Below are 22,151 nucleotides of genomic sequence, written 5' to 3'. Positions count from 1 at the left end.
TAAAGAATGCCGTCTATTAAATGTAATGTTGGAAAATAACCATTGGGGCTTGCGTCTATGCGTAATTAGCAGACCACTGCTCAAGAGCCCTTTGGTATGGCTTTATAAAATGCTGCTCAGCAAATTTGCCTTGTTCACTCGCCAATTGACTGCGTTCTTCACGGTCATAAACAATTTGTGTTAGAGAATGATCCGAGTTGTTCAAGTTCGGTTGATAACTCTTTCCAGCAACCGCGTTGGCGTTGTAAATTTCTGGACGGTAGATTTTCTGGAAGGTTTCCATCGTACTGATGGTGCCAATCAGCTCAAGATTGCTGTAATCGTTAAGCAAGTCGCCTACAAAATAAAACGCTAATGGTGCGGCGCTGTTGGCAGGCATAAAGTATCGAACCTGTAAGCCCATCTTGTGAAAATATTGCTCGGTCAAAGACGTGCTATTTGGCTGATATTCAACCCCCAGTACTGGATGCTGATTTCCTGTTCGCTGATAGGTTTTATTGTCTGAAACACTCAGACAGATCACTGGCGGCTTGGTAAATTTTTCTTTAAAGCTGTCTGACTTCACAAAGCTTTTAAAGAGCTTTCCATGCAGGTCGCCAAAATTATCAGGAATGCTAAATTCTTTTTGACCTTTGTTATGGTTTGGCAACACGACGCTGAAGTCGTAATCGCGGACATAAGAAGAGAAATTGTTTCCTACAATCCCTTCAATACGCTGATCAGTGTGGTGATCAAGAATATTCGTCTTCAAAATTTCAATGGTTGGGAAGGTCTGGCCATTCCCTTCGATATCCACATCAACCGAAACGATTTCAAGTTCAACAGAATAACGATCTCCCTTTGCGTTATCCCAATGCGCCAATGCATTAAAACGATTGTTAATCATCCTTAATGCGTCGCGTAAATTCTCTTGTCGTCGCTCTCCTCTGGCCAAATTCGCGAAATTGGTTGTAATGCGAGTATTATCTGAAGGGCGGTAGCTTTCATCGAAGCAAATGCTCTTAATGGTAAAAGTAAAGCTGTTGTTCATGGTGATCTGGTATCCTATTTTCTGAAGTGAAATAAGGATCTATTCCTTGTTTTCACTTGCCAGTTTTCGATTGGCGGCGATCAGCCTAGTTACTAAGTGAGTACAGTTATACGCAATCACAATCATGAACAAAAATGAATTTATTTTAATAATCATGAATATTATTCATAAAAAAACGAACAATATTCTGAGATAGGAGTTTTCAAGCAAGAGTAAGAGAGGCTGTTGGAAGGTAATAACACCCTAGATAGAGCGCTATTTTATCGGACGCTAATCAAAAAGAGAGTATGAAATAACCGGATAATTGAGCACGATATTGGTTCTTTCGATTGTGCTAAGCCCTGACTTTTAGATCATCAAGGTACCGCCGTATTGAGAAGCTAACAACTCAACTCTACTTTGCTCGGCTCTGCTTGAAGCCCAAAGAACTGCAAACAAATACTTCACCAATACAAAAAAATGACCGAAGATGAGAATTTTATGCATATTTCAGGTGTTGTTTTATTAACTTTTGGGATGTAAAATCTTTCCAAGTTATTTAAAATTACACTTAGAATTTTCGTGTCGAAAACTGCATTTGAAAAATAGTGTTTATACATTTCAAAATACATGGATAGTTATGAAGAACTATATTAACGATATCGTTTTATCCTCTCCTAAACAGTTATTAGAAAGATTTCAACAAAGTAAATCTGACTATGGCACAGAATTTCATATAACAATTGCTGATAGATACAATAATCGTTACTCAGGCTTCTTTGTTAAGTTTGATTCAGAGCTTAAAATTGTTTTACTCACAGACAAAGAACATGAAATATCTTTTATTGATACGGACAGCATTGTAAACATTGCCATTTATGACTTTGCAAAACATGAACGTTTCCTACTAGGTCAAGAGCCAATTAAACAAGTGTCCGCATTTAAAGCAGACACTGTTGAAGACTGTTTAGCACTGCTTAAGTCGACCCTTCAAAAAACACACTCGCTTGATTTCAACTTCACTGTCGATGAAGTGAAACCTGCCAACCTCGACAAAATCAAAGCCATTCTTGAAGCTCTGGGCGACACTTTAATGGAAGTTGCCAGTGATGACTTCAGCAAAGAGTACCTTAGCCAAATAACTGATTTTTATATAAAAAATGAAGCAAGAGATGGTATTCGTTTTAGAAAAACAAATACTACTATTTTGGTTAGATTCAATTTTGAAGAAGAGCTACCCGCTGATCTTCAAACAAAGATTGAAAATGGAATAAATGACGCATTCTAATTTTTCAATTTTTTAAATTTGTACTTTTCAACTCAAAAATAAGGATTGATCATGGGACTTAAAGAGAAAAAAGCGGCTAGAGATTTTCAAGAAAATAATCTTGAAGCACTTAAAAAGAAAGTGTTTGACGCAGCTAAATTTGAATTTGAGATTGAAATTGACTGGGATAGTATCTCTGTTGACAACTACTCTCACCTATACAACCAAACTTGGACTCAAATTTACTTTGAGCCAATGATTATTGCATTTAGCAAAATGTGTGCAGACAGTTTCTCTCAAGAAGCAATCCAAGATGATCTGAAGAAAGTTGTTATTCAGAACATTGGCGACATCAGCAATGCTAATAAATATTCTTCTTACAGCAATGGTGTTTTGACATTAAACCATTCACCAATTGCCAATGCAGAAAATCAAATTGAAGACCGCGCTAAAGCACTACAAGATACTGTAGAAGACGCGCTTTAATTAAAAGCTTATTAAAAGCACTACTCATAAATGAGTAGTGCTTTTAATCTTCTTAATAATAGAAAAACGCCTCAACCCCTTCTATTCAAAATCGATCTCAGCTATTTGAAGCTCAGCAAAAATCAAACGACCAAAATTAGTTTTGTGTGTGTTATACGCCGCATTTTTATTTCTTTTTTACAAAAGGAATAACCGGACAATTGAGCACGATATCGGTTCTTTCAATGGTGACCAAACCCTGATCTTCCGCTGTCAGAATTGCTTCTTCAGACCTCAGCTCTGTTGCCTTACTTGGGTCTTTCCACACCACGACGTACATCAACCAAAGCGGTGAGTAATGCGTATTTTGACTCTCATAGCCCAATGGTTCAGGAACGGAAGCAAATACGCTCCACGCTTGCTCTTGATTCGGAAATGCATACACACGCTCTAACACGGTCTTCACTTGTGGTGGTTTAGGATAATAAGGCACAGAGTCACGCAAACGAGGCGCATAATTGGCATTTTTTGCTTTTGCCACAGCCTGATCAGAAACATCCGTCGTTATATAAAGTACTTCTTTGCCTTCATGCCAGCCATGCAGCAAAGGTAAACTGATTGTGCTCTGTGGCACCTGTTTATTTTTAACAGAATAACTACTACAAGATGCCAATAACAAAACACAGACAATTCCTAAGAGACATTGACGCAACATACCATTCACTCCAGAGTGTTTTAAACGGAAAGATCATTGAAAACCACCAATTAACGGCTATTAATACTATCTACTAACTTATTTAGACCGCTAATAGCCAACGAGACGCGCATGATAGATAAACTTGAAATAAATCACCTTAGAACATTAAATGCGCTCTATCAGTTCAGCAATATTTCAGTCGCTGCTGAACATCTAAGCGTTTCTCAACAGGCTATCAGTCTCCAACTTAAAAAATTAAGAATCATTCTTGGCGATCAGCTCTTTGTTAGAACAGGCCACGGAATGATTCCAACGCCCTATGCCAAAGAGATAGAGTCGCACATTCAACAGATATTGATTCAAATAAATAGCATCCCTCCGGCAAAGACACTTTCTCCACAGCAAATAGAAAGGACTTTGGTTATCTGTGCAACAGACTACACACAAGAAGTGATAGTAACAGACCTAATTAAAGAACTTAGACAATATGCACCAAAAATCAAAGTGATCATTACCAATATCGAACACGCCAATCTAACCAAAAAAATCCATCTAGGCACAATAGACCTTGTTTTTACCACCAGCGCCTATGTTCCCGAAGGGTTGATTTCCACTCCATTATTTACAGAGAAGTACTTATGTGTGACAGCGAATACAGCCATTAAACGTACTCATGACCTATCACTAGAGCAATTAACTAAACACGACTTTGTCATCGTTTCGCCAGGCATTGGTAGTTTTATAGGTTCTGCTGATACTTGGTTCGAACAACAAGGCTTTCCACGTCAAGTTACCGTATCCGCCCCATCCTTTCATATGGCTAAAGAGATCTTAAAATATCCAGATATGGTGGGATTCATTCCTTCTAGACTTCTACCGTATGAAGGACTATTTGAGCTTCCATTAGAAAAATACCCACCGGGTTATCAAGTCGTAGCCGCCCATCACCCAAATGCCAAAAATGATCTATTAATTAGCTGGTTACTGGATAGCATTCAGAAAAAGTTTACTAATTAAAGAGACCTTAACTTGTATCGGTAACAAGCTAGGCTTTATAGTCAAACGACCCACTCAACTCTACTCTAGCGTCACTTTAAACACTATGTAGAGGTCATTATGTCCATTAAACGCATTAACCCACCATCTTTGTATGACGGTACAGCTACTGGCATGTCACAAGCCACGGTCGATACTGACACAGGGTTGGTTTTTATTTCAGGCCAAGTCGATTGGGACACTGATTTTCAAACCAATAATCACGATATGAAAACGCAAACTGCCAATGCAGCAAAACACTTAATTACGGTTTTAAAAGCAGCAAATTCTTCAGTCGAGAATATTTTGCAGTTACGTGTCTACGTTCGCGGTGAGGTTGCCGACCATATGGAAGCAATTGTCCCTATTATCGCCAGCACATTAGGCACTTCACGCCCAGCATTAACGGGAATTGGCGTCGCCTCTTTAGCCTCTCCAGAGACGTTAATTGAAATTGAAGCGGTCGCAAAAGTCGCTCGATAATATTCCGATTCCTGTTTTAACCACAGAGCTTAAAACAGGAACGACATTATCAGCTTAGACATCATTTCCTTTAGGCCTCGAATATTTATAAACCGTATTTCGACTAACACCGGCTGTTTTCGCGGTTTGCGAAACATTACCTTTGAATTCATTCAGTAATCGCGGAATCAACTGTTCTAGTGGCTCTTCCTGTTCTCTCTGAGAGCCTCCTTCCACTGAATCATCTGCTTGTGTAATGACATCAAGATCATCAAAGAAATCATCAGGTAAATGCCATTCTTCCAACTCTTCCTCATCGGCCATTGCCATGCCGACTTTTAATACATGAGCGAGTTGGCGCATATTTCCCGGCCATGGATGAGTCACCAGTAAATCCAGCATAGCTTGCGACAAAGCAGGACCAGGCTCTTCTTTGCGTAAACGTTCATGTAGGTATTTGATTAGTTCTGCTTTGTCTATTCGTTCTCGTAATGCGGGCAATTCGATGTTCAAACCTGAAATTCGGTAGTATAAGTCTTGACGAAAACGCCCTTCTTTCACTTCATCTTTTAAAGTTCGATTGGTAGCAGAAATCAGTTTGATATCCACTGGAAAGGCTTCGGTTGAGCCCAGCGGCGTCACCACTCGTTCTTGCAAAACACGTAACAAACGGGACTGTACCGCCATTGGCATTTCACCAATTTCATCAAGAAATAGCGTACCGTGATGGGCACGACGAATCAGGCCTATAGAGCCACGATTTTGTGCCCCAGTAAATGCGCCTTTTTCATAACCAAAAAGTTCAGACTCCACCAGCTCAGCTGGAATTGCCGCACAATTTACCGCCACCAACATCTCTTTTGAGCGAGAACTATGGTAGTGCAAACTGCGCACAAAAATTTCCTTCCCCGCCCCCGTTTCACCATGAATCAAGATAGGAATGTCTTTCTCCATTATCTTATGGGCTTGGCGTACTAATCGCGCCACTCGCTCGTCGCCATGCTGTAATTCTGCCAGAGGAATAACGTTATCGGGAATGGTTGATATTGGCACGTTTTCCTGTCTTTTCACCTTTTCAACTGGAGGACTTTTTTCATTCATAACAATGGCTTCTGCTTGTGGAGGAGCAACATAATCTGCACGCTGACGAAAATCAGGAATACGCATTATTTGCTGCACAGGAGGAATCACTTTGACATAAAATTGATACCGTCCCATGGCGATCAACTTCATCGGCAAACTATAGGGATGATGTTTAATTTCACGCATTTCAATATCAAATATTTGATTGATATTGAGTAAGGCTAAATCCTGTGCCAATACCACTTCTGCACGACGATTCGCCGACACAATCGTGCCGTTTTCATCAAGCACCAAAATACCAGACCAATGACTGTCCAAACTGACCACATTGGTATTAAAACTGAGAATGAAATGCTCTTGTTGAAAAGCGGAAAATATCAGTCGATTCTCCACACTCAATGACATGAGCTTAACCATGCCAAAGGTATGATCTTGTGGAAGATAAGCGTCTGAGGAAATGTCCAACACGCCAACCAAATCGTTCTTCGTGTTGTAGATAGGCGAAGCCGAGCCAACCATAAAGCGATTGGCTCGTAAAAAATGCTCATCTCGACCAACCTGAATAGCCTCTCCTGTAATCAACGCCGTACCAATGGCATTAGTGCCAACGCCCATTTCAGTCCACTGGTTTCCACCAACTAAGCCATGTTGCGATGCACTGCCAAAACGAGGCTGTCCCCATGTGTTGAGGACATGACCTTGTCTGTCTGCTAAAACGATCATGCACGCCGAATTACTAAGAATATTTTCATAGTACGGCAGCACTTCATTTTCAGTGGTTTCGAGCAAGCTTCGATGTTGATCGATTAAATCATTCAAGGTGCCCTTTGGCAGGGTGGCAAAATCCGGACGGCTGCTGTGATCCAAGCCAAACTGCTCACAACGATACCAAGACGCCTGAATTCGTTCCTTATGCGTTTGCGTCAAACCAGACTCTGCTGCAGCCTCATTTTTTTGTTGTTTTTGCTTTTCTTCGTCTTGCATTTCCAACTCCAACACACTGGAAAAAGCCCTAGAGTGTGCATGAAATGTTCATTGTAATTACAAGACTGTAAACACTTTGAACACTCGTGAACAGTCCTTTTTCGAAAGTGAAAACCATAAAAAACACTAACAGAAACCGATAAAATCTTTATTTTTCAAAATTTTAGAATTAATAAAGAACATAAAAATAATTTTGGCATGGCTTTTGTAAGTACTTAGCGCATACAGACAAGATTACTGTGCATTCATTTTTGAGCTTCTCAGAAGCTAGAAAGAATTGGCACTAAAAACAATAACAACAAAAAGGTACTTACAATGTCTCTGACGCTGCAGAATGTATCGCGCGTTGTTGAAGGCGAGACGTGGATCGACAATGTTAATTTGTCCCTCGAACCCGGCTCTTTCAACGTTTTGCTTGGCCGCACACTGTCCGGCAAAACCACGCTTATGCGCCTAATGGCCGGTCTTGATCGACCAACCAAAGGCAAAATCCTCATGAATGGGGTGGACGTAACAGGTGTTCCTGTTCGCGAACGCAACATTTCCATGGTGTACCAACAGTTCATCAACTACCCCAACCTCACGGTGTACGAAAACATCGCCTCGCCACTGCGTTTGGCCAAGATGGATGAAAAGGAAGTCGACCGCCGTGTGCGTGAAACCGCCGCCATGCTGCGTATCGACCCCTTTCTTGATCGTTTGCCATTGCAATTGTCTGGTGGTCAACAACAACGTACAGCCATGGCGCGAGCCTTGGTGAAAGACTCGCAAATCATCTTGTTCGATGAACCACTGGTTAACCTCGATTACAAATTACGCGAAGAGCTACGCCAAGAATTGCGCGCCTTGTTCAAAGCTCGTAATTGTATCGCCATTTACGCCACCACCGAACCTAACGAAGCCTTAGCTTTGGGTGGCAATACAGCTGTATTGAACGAAGGGCGTTTACTGCAAATGGGACCAACCGCTGAGGTTTACCATCAGCCCAAAGACATCATCACCGCGGAAATGTTTTCTGAACCACCTATCAATGTGGTACCCGGCCGCGTCAGCGAAGAAGAAGTCACCTTTGACGACACCGTACATTTTCGTTTAAACAGCGATTTACGTCGCTTAACGCCCGGTGAATATCAGTTTGGTGTGCGCGCCTCGCACATCGGCTTGGTTCCCCATTCTGATGATGACTTAGAACTACCAGTACGAGTCGACTTAGCGGAAATCAGTGGCTCTGAAACCTTTCTACATGTTCACAATCCACATTTTGATTTGGTGCTGCATCTATCTGGTGTTCATGCCTACCAAGTAGATCAAGAAATTAAGGTCTACTTTCCAACGCACAAGCTTTATGCCTTTGACGCCCAAGGCAAGATGGTGCATTCCCCAGCAAGAATGAGGGATCAATAATCATGGCTTCTATTACTCTAAATGCCTTAGCGCATACCTATACTGACAACCCAACCAAGCCAGAAGATTACGCCATCCGCGAAATGTCCCACGTATGGGAACAAGGCGGCGCGTTTGCCTTACTCGGTCCATCAGGCTGCGGAAAATCCACCCTACTGAACATCATTTCAGGATTGCTGGAACCTTCCCATGGGGAAGTCTTGTTCGATGGCAAACGTGTGAACGAGCTTAAACCCGAAGAACGCAATATCGCACAGGTTTTCCAGTTCCCAGTGGTATACGACACCATGACAGTGTTCGATAACTTGGCTTTTCCATTACGCAATATTGGCGTGCCGGAATACAAGGTGAAGTCAAAAGTTTACGAAGTTGCTGAAATTCTAGAGCTGTCTGATCAACTAAAGCGCAAAGCCAAGGGTTTATCCGCGGATCAAAAACAGAAAGTATCCATGGGGCGCGGCTTAGTTCGTGACGATGTGTCGGCGATTTTGTTTGATGAACCACTCACCGTTATCGACCCGCAGTTGAAGTGGAAACTACGTCGTAAGCTCAAGCAAATCCATGAGCAGTTCAACATCACCATGGTGTATGTGACCCACGACCAGCTCGAAGCGTCAACTTTCGCCGACAAAATCGCGGTTATGTACAACGGACAAATCGTCCAGTTCGGCACGCCACGAGAGTTATTCGAAAACCCAGCCCACACCTTCGTTGGCTACTTTATCGGTAGCCCAGGTATGAACTTTTTTGAAGCAGAACTGAAAAGCCAAGGCGAAAAAGAAGCGCTGATGTTTGGCGATCATGAAATTTCTGTCAGTGACGCCATGTTAACGCGCTTAAAAGCCATGGGTGCCAACAAGGTCACCTTGGGGATTCGCCCTGAATTTGTCCATGTGTGGGATGGCAAAAATGACGACGCTTTCTCAGTCGATGTGGATTATGTGGAAGACCTTGGTACATACAAGATCCTATCTTTCTTATTCCAAGGGCAGGTGATGAAAGCGCGCCTAAGTGAAGACCAGAAAGTACCTTCAGGGCAAATCTACGTAAGCTTCCCTGAGCAATGGACTAAGGTCTATGTAGATGAGTATCTGGTTGATGTAAGTGATCAAGCCCACTCAGAAGATCCAAAAAAGGAGACTGGCCATGCAAACTAAAGTCGAAAACAATAAGGCGTGGTTCCTTGTTCTGCCTGTTTTTCTCATCGTAGCTTTCTCTGCCATCATTCCTCTGATGACGGTGGTGAACTATTCAGTACAGGATATTTTTGATCCTTATACTCGCTACTTTGTTGGCACAGAATGGTTCAAGCAAGTGATGCTAGACAGCCGCTTGCACGAAGCTTTGCTACGCCAATTCATCTATTCCTTCACCATTCTGATCATTGAAGTGCCATTGGGTATTTGCGTGGCCTTGATGATGCCAACCAAAGGTCGTGGCGCGTCTTTGGCGTTGATTTTGGTGGCGATTCCCCTGCTGATTCCATGGAACGTGGTAGGCACCATTTGGCAAATCTTCGGCCGTGCGGACATCGGTTTGTTCGGTGCCTTCATGAGCAGCATCGGTGTCGATTACAACTACGCGTCTGATCCTACCGATGCTTGGTTAACCGTGGTCTTGATGGACGTGTGGCACTGGACACCTTTGGTCGCCTTGCTGTGCTACTCCGGTCTGCGGGCGATCCCTGAAGTTTATTATCAAGCAGCGCGAATCGACCAAGCATCACGCTGGGCCGTATTCCGCTATATCCAACTACCTAAGCTTACTAACGTACTGATTATTGGTGTGTTATTGCGCTTTATGGATTCCTTCATGATTTACACCGAGCCGTTTGTACTAACCGGTGGCGGCCCAGGTAGCTCTACCACCTTCTTGAGTCAGTCCTTGGTACAGCAAGCCATCGGTCAGTTTGATCTTGGTCCTGCGGCGGCTTTCTCGCTGGTGTATTTCTTAATCATCTTGCTCGTGTGTTGGGTGTTCTACACCACCATCATGAACATGCAAAAAGACAAGTAGGAGCGGATCATGACGCAATCAAATACGACAATGACACGCCAAAACACGGCAAAAAAAGAACAGGCTCCGGTCTACAGTAAAGCGGAACGCAAAACCCGTAATGCTCACCTTAGAGGTCGCTTTGGCTTGGTGTTGTACGTGGTGTTGTTATTACTACCAATCTATTGGCTAGTTAACATGTCATTCAAAACCAATACAGAAATTCTCAGCGGATTGTCTTTCTTCCCTGAAAATTTCACCTTAGCGAATTATGCCAAGATCTTTGGCGACCCAACCTGGTATATGGGTTACGTTAACTCCATTTTCTACGTTTCCATGAACATGGTAATCAGCCTTGTGGTTGCCTTGCCTGCTGCTTATGCCTTTAGCCGCTATAAGTTCATTGGCGATAAGCACATGTTCTTCTGGCTGCTATCTAACCGCATGGCACCGCCAGCCGTGTTCTTATTACCTTTCTTCCAACTGTATTCGTCAGTGGGTTTGTTCGATACACATATTGCTGTGGCGCTAGCGCACTGTCTGTTCAACGTGCCATTGGCGGTATGGATTTTGGAAGGTTTTATGAGCGGCGTACCGCGAGAAATAGACGAAACGGCGTATATCGATGGCTATTCGTTCCCGAAATTTTTTGTCCGCATCTTCATTCCATTGATTCGTTCAGGGATCGGGGTGACGGCCTTCTTCTGCTTTATGTTCTCTTGGGTCGAGCTGCTGTTGGCACGGACATTAACCTCTGTCGATGCCAAACCCATCGCCGCCATCATGACTCGAACCGTCTCTGCGTCGGGGATGGATTGGGGGCTACTCGCCGCAGCTGGTGTGCTGACAATCCTACCGGGGATGTTGGTCATTTACTTCGTTCGTAACCATGTGGCGAAGGGCTTTGCCCTTGGTCGAGTGTAAGGAGAATTATTATGGCTTGGATGTCTTGGACATTACCTACCGCCCTGTTTTTTATCGGTATTGCCGTGATCTTAGTTGGTATGACCACATGGCAGCTGATCTCACCTTGTGTAGAGCGTCGTGGCTTTTTGCCGCTGGCGACTACACGTGGTGATCGCTTATTCATTGGCCTGCTTAGCAGTGCTTTTATCCACCTTGCATTCGTTGCGTTAACGGATGTGAACATCGCGGTGGCAACCGTCCTATGTGCATTTTGGATGATTATCCTAATGCGTTGGGGCTAGTCAGCGTCGCTCTCAGTAAGCACAGATGGACCATCTGGTACAGAAGGCAAGGAAGCCAAATATAAAAACTTAAACAGAAAAACCAAACTTAGTTGAGGTAAAACATGCACTACAATAAGAAAAAAATTGCACTCGCCGCCTTACCCTTTGCTGTCATGATGCATTCAGCCACGTTATGGGCTGACGCATATTCAGATGCAGCAGAAAAGTGGGTAGATACTGAATTCACCGTTTCTACTCTAAGCAAGCAACAACAGCTTGATGAGTTGCACTGGTTCACCGAAGCCGCGAAAAAATTCCGTGGTATGGAAATCAACGTGGCATCTGAGACGTTAACGACTCACAAATACGAGTCTCAAGTGTTGGCAAAAGCCTTCACCGAAATCACTGGCATCAAAGTCAACCATGACCTGATCCAAGAAGGCGATGTGGTCGAAAAACTGCAAACGCAAATGCAGTCTGGCCGTAATATTTACGATGCTTACGTCAATGACTCTGATTTGATCGGTACGCATTTCCGTTACGGTAAAGTGGTGCCAATCTCTGACATGATGCAAGGCGATGGTAAAGATTTTACCTCCCCAACCTTAGATCTGGCTGACTTTATTGGTTTGGATTTCACCACAGGGCCAGATGGCAAACTTTATCAACTGCCCACTCAGCAATTTGCCAACCTTTATTGGTTCCGTGCTGACTGGTTTGCACGCCCCGATCTAAAAGCGAAATTCAAATCCATCTATGGCTATGACCTTGGCGTTCCCGTTAACTGGTCTGCTTATGAAGACATCGCTGAGTTCTTCACAGACAAGGTGAAAAATATCGACGGCGAGCGTGTTTATGGCCACATGGATTACGGTAAAAAAGACCCTTCTCTAGGTTGGCGCTTCACTGATGCTTGGTTCTCTATGGCCGGTGCGGGCGATAAAGGGATTCCGAATGGTTTGCCTGTGGATGAATGGGGGATTCGTATCAAAGATGCCTGTTCACCGGTTGGCTCAAGTGTGTCCCGTGGTGGTGCTACCAACGGACCCGCTGCGGTTTATGCCACTACCAAATACGTGGATTGGTTACGTAAGTACGCACCACCAGAAGCGCAAGGTATGACCTTCTCTGAATCTGGCCCAGTACCAGCACAAGGTGCTGTGGCTCAGCAAATCTTCTGGTACACCGCTTTCACCGCTGACATGACGGCCAAAGGCCTACCTGTTGTCAACGAAGACGGCACGCCAAAATGGCGTATGGCTCCCTCTCCAGTTGGGCCATACTGGGAAGAAGGTATGAAGAAAGGTTATCAAGACGTTGGAGCTTGGACTTTCATGAACTCCACACCAGAAGACCGTCGCTTAGCAGCTTGGTTGTACGCTCAGTTCACCACGGCCAAAACCGTTTCTTTGAAGAAAACATTAGTGGGATTAACACCGATTCGTGAATCCGATATCAACTCACCTGAAATGGCCGCTGCAGCGCCTAAATTGGGCGGTTTGGTTGAATTCTACAAAGGGCCAGCGCGTAAAGAGTGGTCGCCAACTGGGATCAACGTACCAGATTATCCTAAGCTCGCTCAGCTTTGGTGGCAGTATATTTCTCAAGCAGCAAGCGGAGAAGCAACACCACAAGAAGCGCTTAATGGTCTAGCCGCAGCGCAGGATAAAGTCATGGAGCGTTTAGAGCGCGCCAATGTACAACCTATCTGTGGACCAAAAATGAACAAGCCACGTGATGAAGCCTACTGGTTGGCTCAACCTGGCGCACCAAAACCGAAATTGGCCAATGAGAAACCACAAGGTGTCACGGTTTCTTACGACGACCTACTTCGTTCTTGGGAATAATCTCACACAACACTCTCTGAACGTTTGACCGGCTTAGGCCGGTCTTTTTTTGAGAAGGTAGATAAAGTTAGATAGAAGTATTTGATACAAAGATAGAAGAATCGAGTTAATGTGTCATTGGTTCATCGTCCGACATCAAGGCTTTTAACTCATCCTGTAAGCTTTCAATTTTTTCAGCCAATATATGCTGCTGTGACGGTGGTATTTGCGCAATATCCTGAAGCGAAACTTTTTCTAAGTTTTCGAGCAAACTAACTAAATGCTGTATGCGCTCATCTTTTCTGTTCATGCGGGTTCTCTCCATAGATGCATGGTGACCTCTAACCATAGACAACTTTTCCTAATTACTCTGTCATAAATAAGAAAAGTTATGTAAAAAATTGAAGCAATCATCAATGGAGCCGTTGTTTCACCATCCTTATACAGCGAAGACAGCACCTACACTTTGTTTACTCTACGCAAATGAGATCGTTAGGCTTTTATCCTCTTGTTCTAAGTATTGCCTTTGATGGCATCAATAAAATTCTATGTTTTTCAATGGGATGGACTAACAAAATAAAAAACGAAAGCTAATCATGGCTTTCGTTTTTTATAACATTAACCACTTTCTATTACAGGGTATAACCACCATCCACTTCAATCACGGCATTACGCAAAGCAAGAGACGCATCATCAAGAAGGTATAACGCAGCACCAAGGTGATCATCTGCGTTTAATTCACGACCAACTGGCGTGGCCTTTAAACTCTCAAATAACGCCATTTCCTGCTCTTTCGTCATTCCAGCTTTAGCCTGAATATCAGTTGCCGTAATACCAGGGCGAATAGAGTTTATGCGAATACCACGATCCGCTAATTCAATGTTCAACACTCGGATTGTCGCCTCAAATGCGGCTTTGCTGGCTGCATACGTTGAACAGCCTGCAAAACCTTTAGTCACAACAATACTAGAAATAAACACCACACTTGCAGGCTGCGCTAAGCTTGGCAAAAGTGCCTGCAAGGTAAAAAATGGTCCCTTGGTATTAATGCCTATCGTTTCATCAAAATTTGCAGCTGTGGTTTCCACAAAAGAACTGGGATAAAAGACCCCCGCATTAAGGACTACCCCATCCAAAACAATACCGTCTTGTTGCAAAGCTTCCCCTAGTAATACCAATTGTGCCAAATCCGCACTATCGGCCAAGTAGGCTTTCACCCCTAGTTGCGATGCTACCTGATCTAACTTAGTTTGATTTCGTCCCGTGATAATGACTTGATTCCCCAAGGCTACGCACTTCTTTGCTAAGGCTAAACCAATTCCAGAAGTTGCGCCGGTAATTAAGATGGTTTTTGATTGCATGTTATCTACTCCAATGATGTGCTCTCCGATAGGATGAACAGGATTTAGTATGCAAACATCTTATTACCCTCTATGGTTTCTTATTAGATACCAAAAAATAAACAATTGGTTTCTATTATAGAAACAATTATTCGTGTTATTTTGTCTTATACTCTTTCGCTTTTGACTGTACGGTGAACACAATGGACGCTCTGCATAACCATCTTTCACATTTGTATTTGTTCCAAAACGTGGCTCGTCTGGGCAGCTTTCAAGCCGCGGCGACAAAATATGGTTTACCGCGATCTTCGGTGAGTAAAAAGATCCAACAACTTGAAGATAAAATTGGCCAACGCCTGATTCAAAGAAGTACACGTCAACTGAGTCTCACCGAGGCAGGGCGCGCTTTATTAGTCGCATCAGCCCCATTAAATAAATTACTAGAAGATTCTCAACGAGTCATAGATGAACATGAAACTAAACCTTCTGGTAAAGTCAAAATCAGCTGTTCATCATTGATTGGTCAGCATTTTCTCTTACCCTTAATCAGCACTCTGCGAAACGCCTATCCAGCTATTTCATTGGAACTTTGCCTGAGCGATGAGTATGTAGATTTGATAGAACAAGAGATCGACATTGCCATCCGTATCGGCCATTTACCAGATTCATCTTTAGTCGCAAGAAAGATAGGAGAAAAGCGCTGGGGCTGGTATGCAAGCCCAGACTATCTCCAAAAGCAGGGCATTCCTCTACACCCAGATGAACTTACTGAACATCAATGTATTGTCTTTAAAAACAATAATATCACCCTAGATCATTGGCCTTTTCGCCAAACAGATAACAAGATTAAAAGCATCCCTGTAAACACTGAACTAAGTACTGATGACAGCCGCGCTTTAGTGGAAATGGCACGACTTGGTTTGGGCATTATTATGATCGACCCTCTGTTGATCAAAGCGGAAATCGAAAGTCGACAATTGGTGCCAATCTTAACCGAATGGCAACATCCAGATAACCAACCAATCAACCTTGTTTGTCTAGGAAAAAACTACCGCAGTCGCGCCTCCAGCAGCATCTGGGAGGCCCTTTCGCAAAGACTCAAATTTGATTAGTGCATGAGTTGAAATGCTTATCTGGCGTAATAGAAAACTAACAACTGCCTTTTTTAGCTTGACCAGGCGGACAAAATGCTCCGTTTTTACCGCCATCTTGATGCGCACCTTCACTTTTGGCTTCAATATCAATACCAGCAAATTTTCCGCCTACTCGGTTTATCTCGCAACCAGTTAACGATACCAAGCTGACGGCAATAATCAGTAAAGTGGCTCTCATTTTTAGCTCCTCATTCTTCGAATGGGCAAGCATAACAAAGTACTTTTCACTCAACCCCCAGCCTTACAAAATCATGACGGTGATTTTCACTATTCAAAGATCACTAACCTTATCTTTTCAGAAAAAATATTAATCAGCTCAACTATTCGTTAGTCATTACAAAAACAAACTGCAACAATGAGCGCTATAAAAAAAGAGACATTGAACCAGACACCAATAAGGAGCCTTGCATAATGAAACTGATCATAGGAAATAAAAATTACTCATCTTGGTCGTTACGGGGTTGGTTGGCGTTAAAAGCTTTTAACATTCCATTTGAAGAAATAAAGCTCAGCCTGTTTAGTGAGGAGTTTCATAGCGAACTTGCCAAATATTCACCCGCCGGTAAAGTGCCAGTTTTAGTGGATGACGATCTGAGCGTGTGGGATTCTCTCGCCATTTGCGAATACATCAATGAAAACTATTTGGATGGTACAGGGTGGCCCGAAGACAAAAATAGCCGTGCCATAGCACGTTCTATTGTGGCCGACATGCACTCTGGATTATTTGGTATTCGTAACGAAATGCCAATGAATTGTCGTGCGAAACGTCGTGTTGAGCTCAGTAATAATGCGCAAAAGGAAGTCGCTAACCTAGACGCCCTCTGGTCCGATTTACGCAGCAAACACGCCCAAAATGGCGACTACTTATTCGGTACTTTTAGCTTAGCTGACGTATTCTTTGCTCCTGTTGTCTTTCGTTTTTCAACCTACGGAATCACACTGTCAGACGCCGCCAGCGCCTACTGCAAAACCATGCTAGCGCACCCAGATATGCAAGCTTGGTTTAAAGATTCTGTGGCAGAAGTGGAAATAGTCTCTCAAGCTGAAACAGGCGAAGCGGTTTAATGCTTTTGTGAAACATGCTTTTTCTAATGACAGGACTTCTTTCAACAAAGGCTAATGGTATTATGTGTCTAAGATAAAAATCACTAAGACACTAACACTGAAAGGGATATCAATTCGATGATATTATCTAAACGAGAAGACTTCCGGAACAAGGGTGTTCTTAAGCTTTCCAATGTCATCGATATGGAAAAAATTGTCGAAGTGCAAAGCTCTCTTTGGCAAGAAGTAAAACACAAATTTAACATTGATATCGACGAACCCAGTACATGGTTTGCCAACCCAAGCAATCCTATCGGAGACGCTCGTGCAAAGCGCCTAAACGGAATGGGGTCGATTATGCGAGACCTCAAAGCCTCAGGTAAATTAGATGAGATTGAAGGCGAAATTCAATCGGCTATTGATCAGGTATTCGGCGCTCAATCTTGGCAACCACTCGACCTTTGGTATTCTTTATTGAGCTTTCCGGGCTCAGAATCGGCTTGGAATGTGCCTCATAAATCTTGGCATAATGATGAACCAACGGTTGTCGGAGATGCCGATCCTTGGAGCCTGTTTGTCTTTGTATTTCTCGATGAGGTGAGAACAGAAATGGGCGCAACAAGCGTCGTTTCTGGCTCCCATCGCCGTATAGCCTCCCTCGCAAACACACTTGGAACATGCCATAACGAGGCGCTCATAGACGCGTTTAAATCTGTTAATAGCGGACTCTTTGAAAGCCCAAAAGACGTAAAACTCTTACCTATGGATCAGGTGTTAGAACCTCTTATTCAACAAGATCCTTGGTTTCAGGCACTGCTAAAGGAAGACTCTGCTGATAAACGCATCCAGCGCTTCATGAAAGAAGGCAGTACACTGGATGATATTGAACAAAAAGCGGTCACCTTAACCGGCGTCGCTGGCGACATTATTGTGTTTGATCCACGCTGTCTTCACACTTTTTCCGCCAATGTTTCTGGCCTTCCTCGACAATTATTACGGATCGATTTTAGACGCCAATGATATCGGCCACCATCAACATCTAGCGAGTCTTTTTGACTCAAACAAAGAATAACAAAGGCACTCGCTAGAATTTCTCAGTAAAATACAAGGCTGACGCAACTCACTATTTGTAAGGTATTCATGGCCACATTCACACAGACAGATCCATTAGAGCAACCCACAGAATCCTTAGAACAAAATCGAAAGGCATTTGCCGTCAGCTTATCTACCTTTGAACAAGATCACACTGAAGTAGTCAGTCACATGCAGGCCATTGTGGACATCTTGCTGAAGCAGAAACAATTTGCCGAGGCATTAAAAGAAATTGAGCAATTAAAGGGGCTGGCGGCTTCGAACAAAAAAGTCAAAATCGCCATGCTGGAGATGAAAGGTCGAATCAAACAGGTTGGCGCTAGATCAGGCTTTCGATCCAGAGCCACCAAAAAATACGCGACTAAAAAGCCTAAGAGCGTTTAATCAAAACGAAAACTAGAGGCCGTCCAACCACCAAACAATCCTTCGTCATGATAAACACAGGTGGCTTTGCCATCTTCGGCGGCACCAAGAGCCACCATGAGAGGGATTAGATGATCTTCTCTTGGATGACAAATTCGCGCATACGGCGCTTTGTCCCACTCAACCAAATTTGCACTGCGTTCTGTCGGAGCCGTTTCTAATAAGGTTTCCTGTAACCAAGCATCAAAGGCATTAGAAGGTTTGATGGCTTGTGGGCCTCTTAACCCAAGGTTATGAAAACTCAAACCACTCCCCACAATCAGCACACCCTCTTCACGCAATGGAGCCAATGCTCGCCCTAATGCTAGGTGTTCTTCTGGATCTAGGTTCGATTTAAGGGACAACTGAATCAGCGGCATGTCTTCTTCTGGGTACATCACGGCCATTGGCGCAAAGGCACCATGGTCGAAGCCCTTTTTATCATCCAAATCTACTGGAAAACCGGCCCCTTTAATCAGTTCAGCTACGCGAGCGGCCACGTCTGGAGCACCAGGTGCTTGATATTTCACTTCATAGGTATGAGCCGGAAAACCGTAATAGTCGTATTCCATGCCCGGTGCAGAGTTAGACTGAACACCAAAGGTTTTGCGCTCCCAGTGACCTGAAATCATCAAAATCGCTTTTGGTTTTTCAGGCAATTCTTCCGTCATGCGAACCAAAGACGCTTCAAGATTAGAAAACATGGCTCGCATGTCTGGGATATAAGGCCAAGGGCCGCCACCGTGGGAAATAAAATACGTGGGTAACATAGTTGTTCACCTCTAAAACTAGAATAATTAGCCAATTCGCTAAAAACTGAATTGGCTTTATTTGATGTGATCAGTTTAGGGTTGCAGCTCAACTTGATCAATATGCATCCAGTTAACCCATCATTTCATTTTAATCAATAATCCAAGAAAAAAGACTATTTGAGTTTCTTTTAGATTAAAAAAAGAAAACCTTCATCATTTGATTTATGAAGGTAACTTCTCAGCCATTAGACTTTCTCTTGCTCGGCTTTTTCGTAGGTGTACACACGTAATCGATGACCATCTGGATCAAGCGCTGTAAAAGTCGTCCCGAAATCCATCACTGTTGGCTCTTGAATAATGTCGACGCCCAACTCTCGCCACTTGATATAGTGAATTTGCAAAGTAATTAAATTATCAAGAGAAAGCGCGACTTCCATACTGCCCGCGGGCACATCCGTAGCGGTTGGCAAAACATCTTCTCGTACCCACAGACCAAACTTCGCGCCCGTTTCCGAAACAAACAAAGCAAAGCTTTCGGTAGCTTCTACCGGTTCGCGCTCAAATAAAGGGCGATAAAAATTCACGCTGCGTTGTACATTGTCGACATATAAGATGGTGAAATTTGAAAGATCCATACTGATAATCCTATTCGCTGTTTATATTTCACGTTAAAAGTTTAGTACTTCTCATCAAGCTTTGGCCCGATAAAGTGAGAATAAACAAGCGGAGTGTCAGATCTTGTCAGTAGTAAATGAATTAGGAAGGTTTGTTGCCCAATGTCTCACGCCATAGTTTAAGCAATACATGACGAGGCGTTGCGTAACGCGTATTGATTAACTCACAAGATAAGATTCTATCTGTCCGAAAATTACGAATTTCTTGGCGCAGTTCACACCAAGCCACTAACACCCGAACCTCATCAAAATAACCCAAGGCAAATGGCCAGATTCGACGCTGAGACTGCTTGCCTTTTAAATCTCGATACTCAATGGAGAGAATCTTTTCATCTCGAATCGCTTGGCGAACTTCGGCCATATCCACCGTATCTGTGGCCGACTCTTTGCCTGGACCGATCAGCAAGGAGGTATCATCTAAAATGTCTTTTAATTCTGCGGGCAGTACCGAAGCAATTTTATTCAAGGCGTTTTGCGCGCCATTACTTAATTGGTTATCCGTCCGTTGTGTAACCCAACGGGCTCCAAGCACCAAGGCTTCGATTTCTTCTTCGGTGAACATCAAGGGTGGCAGCAGAAAACCCGGCTTGAGCACGTAGCCCACGCCCGCTTCGCCTTCAATATTCGCACCTTGCTCTTGCAAGGAGGCAATGTCTCGATACAAAGTCCGCAAACTTACATTGAGTTTTTCAGCCAACGTTTTCCCAGACACCGGATATCGATGGCTACGCAATAAACCAATTAAAGTAAGCAAACGCTGTGAACGAACCACTTTGTTACTCTCCGCTAGAGGCTTGCTGATTAAGTGGATAATCCGCAAAGCCAACGGCTAACATATCTAATGTTACGTCTCGAAAGCGTTCTAGCAATAATGCTTCGGCTTCAATCAATACATCACTAATAGCTTGGTTAACGGCTATTTCAATCGGGCATGACGTATGTTCATCAGACAGTCCAATGGTAAACACTGAGCTTTCGCCAATAGCATTATGGATATCTAACAAGGTGATATCAGACAAGGATATGGCCAATGACCAACCGCCGCCATGACCTTTAACAGATGAGACATAACCTTTGTCTCGCAAACCAGCCATGGTTCTACGCACTACAACAGGGTTGGTATTGAGCATACTGGCAATTTTTTCGGAAGTGGCAGGCGCATCCAGCTGATTCATGTGAATCAGTACATGCAACATGCGGGATAAACGGCTGTCTTTTCTCATCAAGAATCTCATGGCGAATAACAATATGTATATTCTAACTCAGATTATCATGAAACATTAAAAGTGTCGTGAGTTGACTTTAATATTTCATGTAACTTATGATGTTATTTAATGTCTCTATGTTTAACAGGAATGAGGAATAACTCAATGCAACTTGACGTTATCGTAATTGGTGGAAGCTTTGCTGGATTGTCTGCCGCCATGCAGCTAGCAAGAGGACAAAGAAAAGTTACTGTAATTGATGCTGGAGAACCGAGAAATCGTTTCTCTGATGAATCTCATGGATTTTTCGGACTAGACGGCGTATCACCTTTCGCCATTCAACAAGAAGCCTATCGTCAGCTACTAAAATATCCCACAGCGGACATCGTCAAAGGCAAAGCCGTGGCGGTCGAAAAAAAACCTTCAGCATTCCATGTAATGCTTGAAGACAATACAAGCCTTCACAGTAAAAAACTCATATTAGCCACAGGATTAAGAGATGAATTGCCCAATATTCCTGGTCTAAAAGAACGCTGGGGGGCTACAGTGATTCACTGCCCCTACTGCCATGGTTATGAAGTACGTAACCAGCCACTTGGAGTTATAGCAACCAGTCCGCTATCTACCCATCAGGCTGGAATGATTCCGGATTGGGGGCCAACAACCTACTTTACTCAAGGCCTATACGAACCGGATGAAGAGCAACGTGCTTTTTTACTAAAACGTGGTGTAACCATTGAAAGCACGCCTGTCATAGAAGTATTAGGAAGAGCACCGGAAATATCATCGGTCTATCTTGCAGACGGTCGTACGATTCGTTTAGCGGCTCTATTTGTAGGGCCAAAAACTCACATGGCAAGCCCATTTGCCGAACAACTTGGATGCGAATTTGAAGAAGGTCCGCTAGGTCTGGTGATTAAAACCGATCCATTTAAGCAGACTTCTGTGGAGGGCGTTTTTGCTGCTGGTGATGCATCCAACCCAATGCAAAATGCCACCTTAGCATCGGCTTCTGGCGTAATGGCTGGAGTCGGAGCTCATCAATCATTAATGCACGATTAAACCTTTGGT

Annotated in this window: 25 protein-coding genes; 15 read left to right on the top strand and 10 right to left on the bottom strand. The window is 43.5% G+C overall.

Annotated elements, in window-relative coordinates; all coding sequences use genetic code 11:
* Positions 1–55: 55 nt before the first annotated feature.
* A complete protein-coding gene (locus B6N13_RS00390; protein ID WP_169458103.1) occupies positions 56–1,030 on the bottom strand; it encodes a DUF1852 domain-containing protein in 975 nt (324 codons plus the stop codon).
* 619 nt (positions 1,031–1,649) lie between these two features.
* On the opposite strand from B6N13_RS00390, the gene B6N13_RS00385 reads away from it, so the two are divergent.
* Positions 1,650–2,297, top strand: coding sequence for a hypothetical protein (locus tag B6N13_RS00385; RefSeq protein WP_011978219.1), 648 nt, complete (start codon positions 1,650–1,652; stop codon positions 2,295–2,297).
* A gap of 51 nt (positions 2,298–2,348) precedes the next feature.
* On the top strand, positions 2,349–2,762 hold the full coding sequence (locus tag B6N13_RS00380) for a hypothetical protein (protein WP_169458102.1): 414 nt from the start codon (positions 2,349–2,351) through the stop codon (positions 2,760–2,762).
* A gap of 166 nt (positions 2,763–2,928) precedes the next feature.
* Here B6N13_RS00380 and B6N13_RS00375 read toward each other — a convergent pair whose 3' ends face one another.
* On the bottom strand, positions 2,929–3,456 hold the full coding sequence (locus tag B6N13_RS00375) for a hypothetical protein (protein ID WP_169458101.1): 528 nt from the start codon (positions 3,454–3,456) through the stop codon (positions 2,929–2,931).
* Positions 3,457–3,567: 111 nt separating this feature from the next.
* Here B6N13_RS00375 and B6N13_RS00370 point away from each other — a divergent pair, with 111 nt between their 5' ends.
* Together B6N13_RS00370 and B6N13_RS00365 are read left to right on the top strand one after the other, a co-directional pair.
* Complete coding sequence (locus tag B6N13_RS00370; protein ID WP_169458100.1) at positions 3,568–4,455, top strand: LysR family transcriptional regulator; 888 nt, start codon at positions 3,568–3,570, stop codon at positions 4,453–4,455.
* A 99-nt stretch (positions 4,456–4,554) separates the two neighbouring features.
* The gene (locus tag B6N13_RS00365) at positions 4,555–4,956 is read left to right on the top strand and encodes a RidA family protein (protein WP_011978215.1); all 402 of its coding nucleotides are present in this window, start codon (positions 4,555–4,557) and stop codon (positions 4,954–4,956) included.
* Positions 4,957–5,010: 54 nt separating this feature from the next.
* Here B6N13_RS00365 and B6N13_RS00360 read toward each other — a convergent pair whose 3' ends face one another.
* On the bottom strand, positions 5,011–7,002 hold the full coding sequence (locus B6N13_RS00360) for a sigma-54-dependent Fis family transcriptional regulator (RefSeq protein ID WP_211172722.1): 1,992 nt from the start codon (positions 7,000–7,002) through the stop codon (positions 5,011–5,013).
* A gap of 315 nt (positions 7,003–7,317) precedes the next feature.
* Here B6N13_RS00360 and B6N13_RS00355 point away from each other — a divergent pair, with 315 nt between their 5' ends.
* The 6 genes from B6N13_RS00355 to B6N13_RS00330 all read left to right on the top strand — a co-directional run bounded on the left by B6N13_RS00355 (position 7,318) and on the right by B6N13_RS00330 (position 13,438).
* Entirely contained in the window at positions 7,318–8,406 is a 1,089-nt protein-coding gene (locus tag B6N13_RS00355; RefSeq protein ID WP_169458099.1) for an ABC transporter ATP-binding protein, read from the top strand.
* Positions 8,407–8,408: 2 nt separating this feature from the next.
* Positions 8,409–9,563 (top strand): ABC transporter ATP-binding protein, encoded by a 1,155-nt coding sequence (locus tag B6N13_RS00350; RefSeq protein ID WP_169458098.1) that lies wholly within the window; start codon positions 8,409–8,411, stop codon positions 9,561–9,563.
* Positions 9,553–10,422 carry a sugar ABC transporter permease gene (locus B6N13_RS00345; protein WP_011978211.1) on the top strand — a complete coding sequence of 290 codons (870 nt, stop codon included), beginning with the start codon at positions 9,553–9,555 and terminating at the stop codon, positions 10,420–10,422. The genes B6N13_RS00350 and B6N13_RS00345 overlap by 11 nt, the downstream gene beginning before the upstream one ends.
* 9 nt (positions 10,423–10,431) lie before the next feature.
* The gene (locus tag B6N13_RS00340) at positions 10,432–11,325 is read left to right on the top strand and encodes a carbohydrate ABC transporter permease (protein ID WP_248280178.1); all 894 of its coding nucleotides are present in this window, start codon (positions 10,432–10,434) and stop codon (positions 11,323–11,325) included.
* An 11-nt stretch (positions 11,326–11,336) separates the two neighbouring features.
* Positions 11,337–11,609, top strand: a complete 273-nt coding sequence (locus B6N13_RS00335; protein ID WP_011978209.1) for a DUF2160 domain-containing protein — start codon at positions 11,337–11,339, stop codon at positions 11,607–11,609.
* Between the two features lie 104 nt (positions 11,610–11,713).
* Positions 11,714–13,438, top strand: a complete 1,725-nt coding sequence (locus B6N13_RS00330) for an ABC transporter substrate-binding protein (protein ID WP_011978208.1) — start codon at positions 11,714–11,716, stop codon at positions 13,436–13,438.
* 106 nt (positions 13,439–13,544) lie between these two features.
* On the opposite strand, the gene B6N13_RS00325 is transcribed toward B6N13_RS00330, so the two are convergent.
* Together B6N13_RS00325 and B6N13_RS00320 are read right to left on the bottom strand one after the other, a co-directional pair.
* Positions 13,545–13,727 (bottom strand): hypothetical protein, encoded by a 183-nt coding sequence (locus B6N13_RS00325; protein WP_048813876.1) that lies wholly within the window; start codon positions 13,725–13,727, stop codon positions 13,545–13,547.
* A 322-nt stretch (positions 13,728–14,049) separates the two neighbouring features.
* A complete protein-coding gene (locus B6N13_RS00320; RefSeq protein WP_169458097.1) occupies positions 14,050–14,778 on the bottom strand; it encodes an SDR family oxidoreductase in 729 nt (242 codons plus the stop codon).
* 182 nt (positions 14,779–14,960) lie between these two features.
* Between B6N13_RS00320 and B6N13_RS00315 the strand changes: the two genes are divergently transcribed.
* Positions 14,961–15,869, top strand: coding sequence for a LysR family transcriptional regulator (locus tag B6N13_RS00315; RefSeq protein ID WP_169458096.1), 909 nt, complete (start codon positions 14,961–14,963; stop codon positions 15,867–15,869).
* Between the two features lie 37 nt (positions 15,870–15,906).
* Here the strand turns inward: B6N13_RS00315 and B6N13_RS00310 are convergent, their stop codons facing one another.
* Positions 15,907–16,089 carry a hypothetical protein gene (locus B6N13_RS00310; protein ID WP_169458095.1) on the bottom strand — a complete coding sequence of 61 codons (183 nt, stop codon included), beginning with the start codon at positions 16,087–16,089 and terminating at the stop codon, positions 15,907–15,909.
* A 233-nt stretch (positions 16,090–16,322) separates the two neighbouring features.
* Between B6N13_RS00310 and B6N13_RS00305 the strand changes: the two genes are divergently transcribed.
* From B6N13_RS00305 to B6N13_RS00295, 3 genes are all read left to right on the top strand, one after another.
* Positions 16,323–16,976 carry a glutathione S-transferase family protein gene (locus B6N13_RS00305; protein WP_169458094.1) on the top strand — a complete coding sequence of 218 codons (654 nt, stop codon included), beginning with the start codon at positions 16,323–16,325 and terminating at the stop codon, positions 16,974–16,976.
* Positions 16,977–17,093: 117 nt separating this feature from the next.
* Positions 17,094–17,975, top strand: a complete 882-nt coding sequence (locus B6N13_RS00300; protein ID WP_169458093.1) for a phytanoyl-CoA dioxygenase family protein — start codon at positions 17,094–17,096, stop codon at positions 17,973–17,975.
* A 120-nt stretch (positions 17,976–18,095) separates the two neighbouring features.
* Entirely contained in the window at positions 18,096–18,431 is a 336-nt protein-coding gene (locus B6N13_RS00295; RefSeq protein ID WP_011978205.1) for a hypothetical protein, read from the top strand.
* On the opposite strand, the gene B6N13_RS00290 is transcribed toward B6N13_RS00295, so the two are convergent.
* The 4 genes from B6N13_RS00290 to B6N13_RS00275 form a co-directional block, all read right to left on the bottom strand.
* Positions 18,428–19,219 (bottom strand): class III extradiol ring-cleavage dioxygenase, encoded by a 792-nt coding sequence (locus B6N13_RS00290; protein ID WP_169458092.1) that lies wholly within the window; start codon positions 19,217–19,219, stop codon positions 18,428–18,430. The genes B6N13_RS00295 and B6N13_RS00290 overlap by 4 nt on opposite strands.
* Positions 19,220–19,446: 227 nt before the next feature.
* The gene (locus tag B6N13_RS00285; RefSeq protein WP_169458091.1) at positions 19,447–19,836 is read right to left on the bottom strand and encodes a VOC family protein; all 390 of its coding nucleotides are present in this window, start codon (positions 19,834–19,836) and stop codon (positions 19,447–19,449) included.
* Positions 19,837–19,957: 121 nt separating this feature from the next.
* On the bottom strand, positions 19,958–20,647 hold the full coding sequence (locus B6N13_RS00280) for a YafY family protein (RefSeq protein WP_169458090.1): 690 nt from the start codon (positions 20,645–20,647) through the stop codon (positions 19,958–19,960).
* A gap of 4 nt (positions 20,648–20,651) precedes the next feature.
* On the bottom strand, positions 20,652–21,098 hold the full coding sequence (locus B6N13_RS00275; protein WP_169458089.1) for an Rrf2 family transcriptional regulator: 447 nt from the start codon (positions 21,096–21,098) through the stop codon (positions 20,652–20,654).
* 147 nt (positions 21,099–21,245) lie between these two features.
* Between B6N13_RS00275 and B6N13_RS00270 the strand changes: the two genes are divergently transcribed.
* Positions 21,246–22,142 (top strand): NAD(P)/FAD-dependent oxidoreductase, encoded by an 897-nt coding sequence (locus tag B6N13_RS00270; RefSeq protein WP_169458088.1) that lies wholly within the window; start codon positions 21,246–21,248, stop codon positions 22,140–22,142.
* Positions 22,143–22,151: the final 9 nt, after the last annotated feature.

The organism is Marinomonas sp. UCMA 3892 (assembly GCF_012726345.1).
Taxonomy (GTDB): Bacteria; Pseudomonadota; Gammaproteobacteria; order Pseudomonadales; family Marinomonadaceae; genus Marinomonas.
The sequence above is the reverse complement of the archived record's forward strand: the minus strand, read 5'-3'. Positions and strand labels throughout refer to the sequence as shown.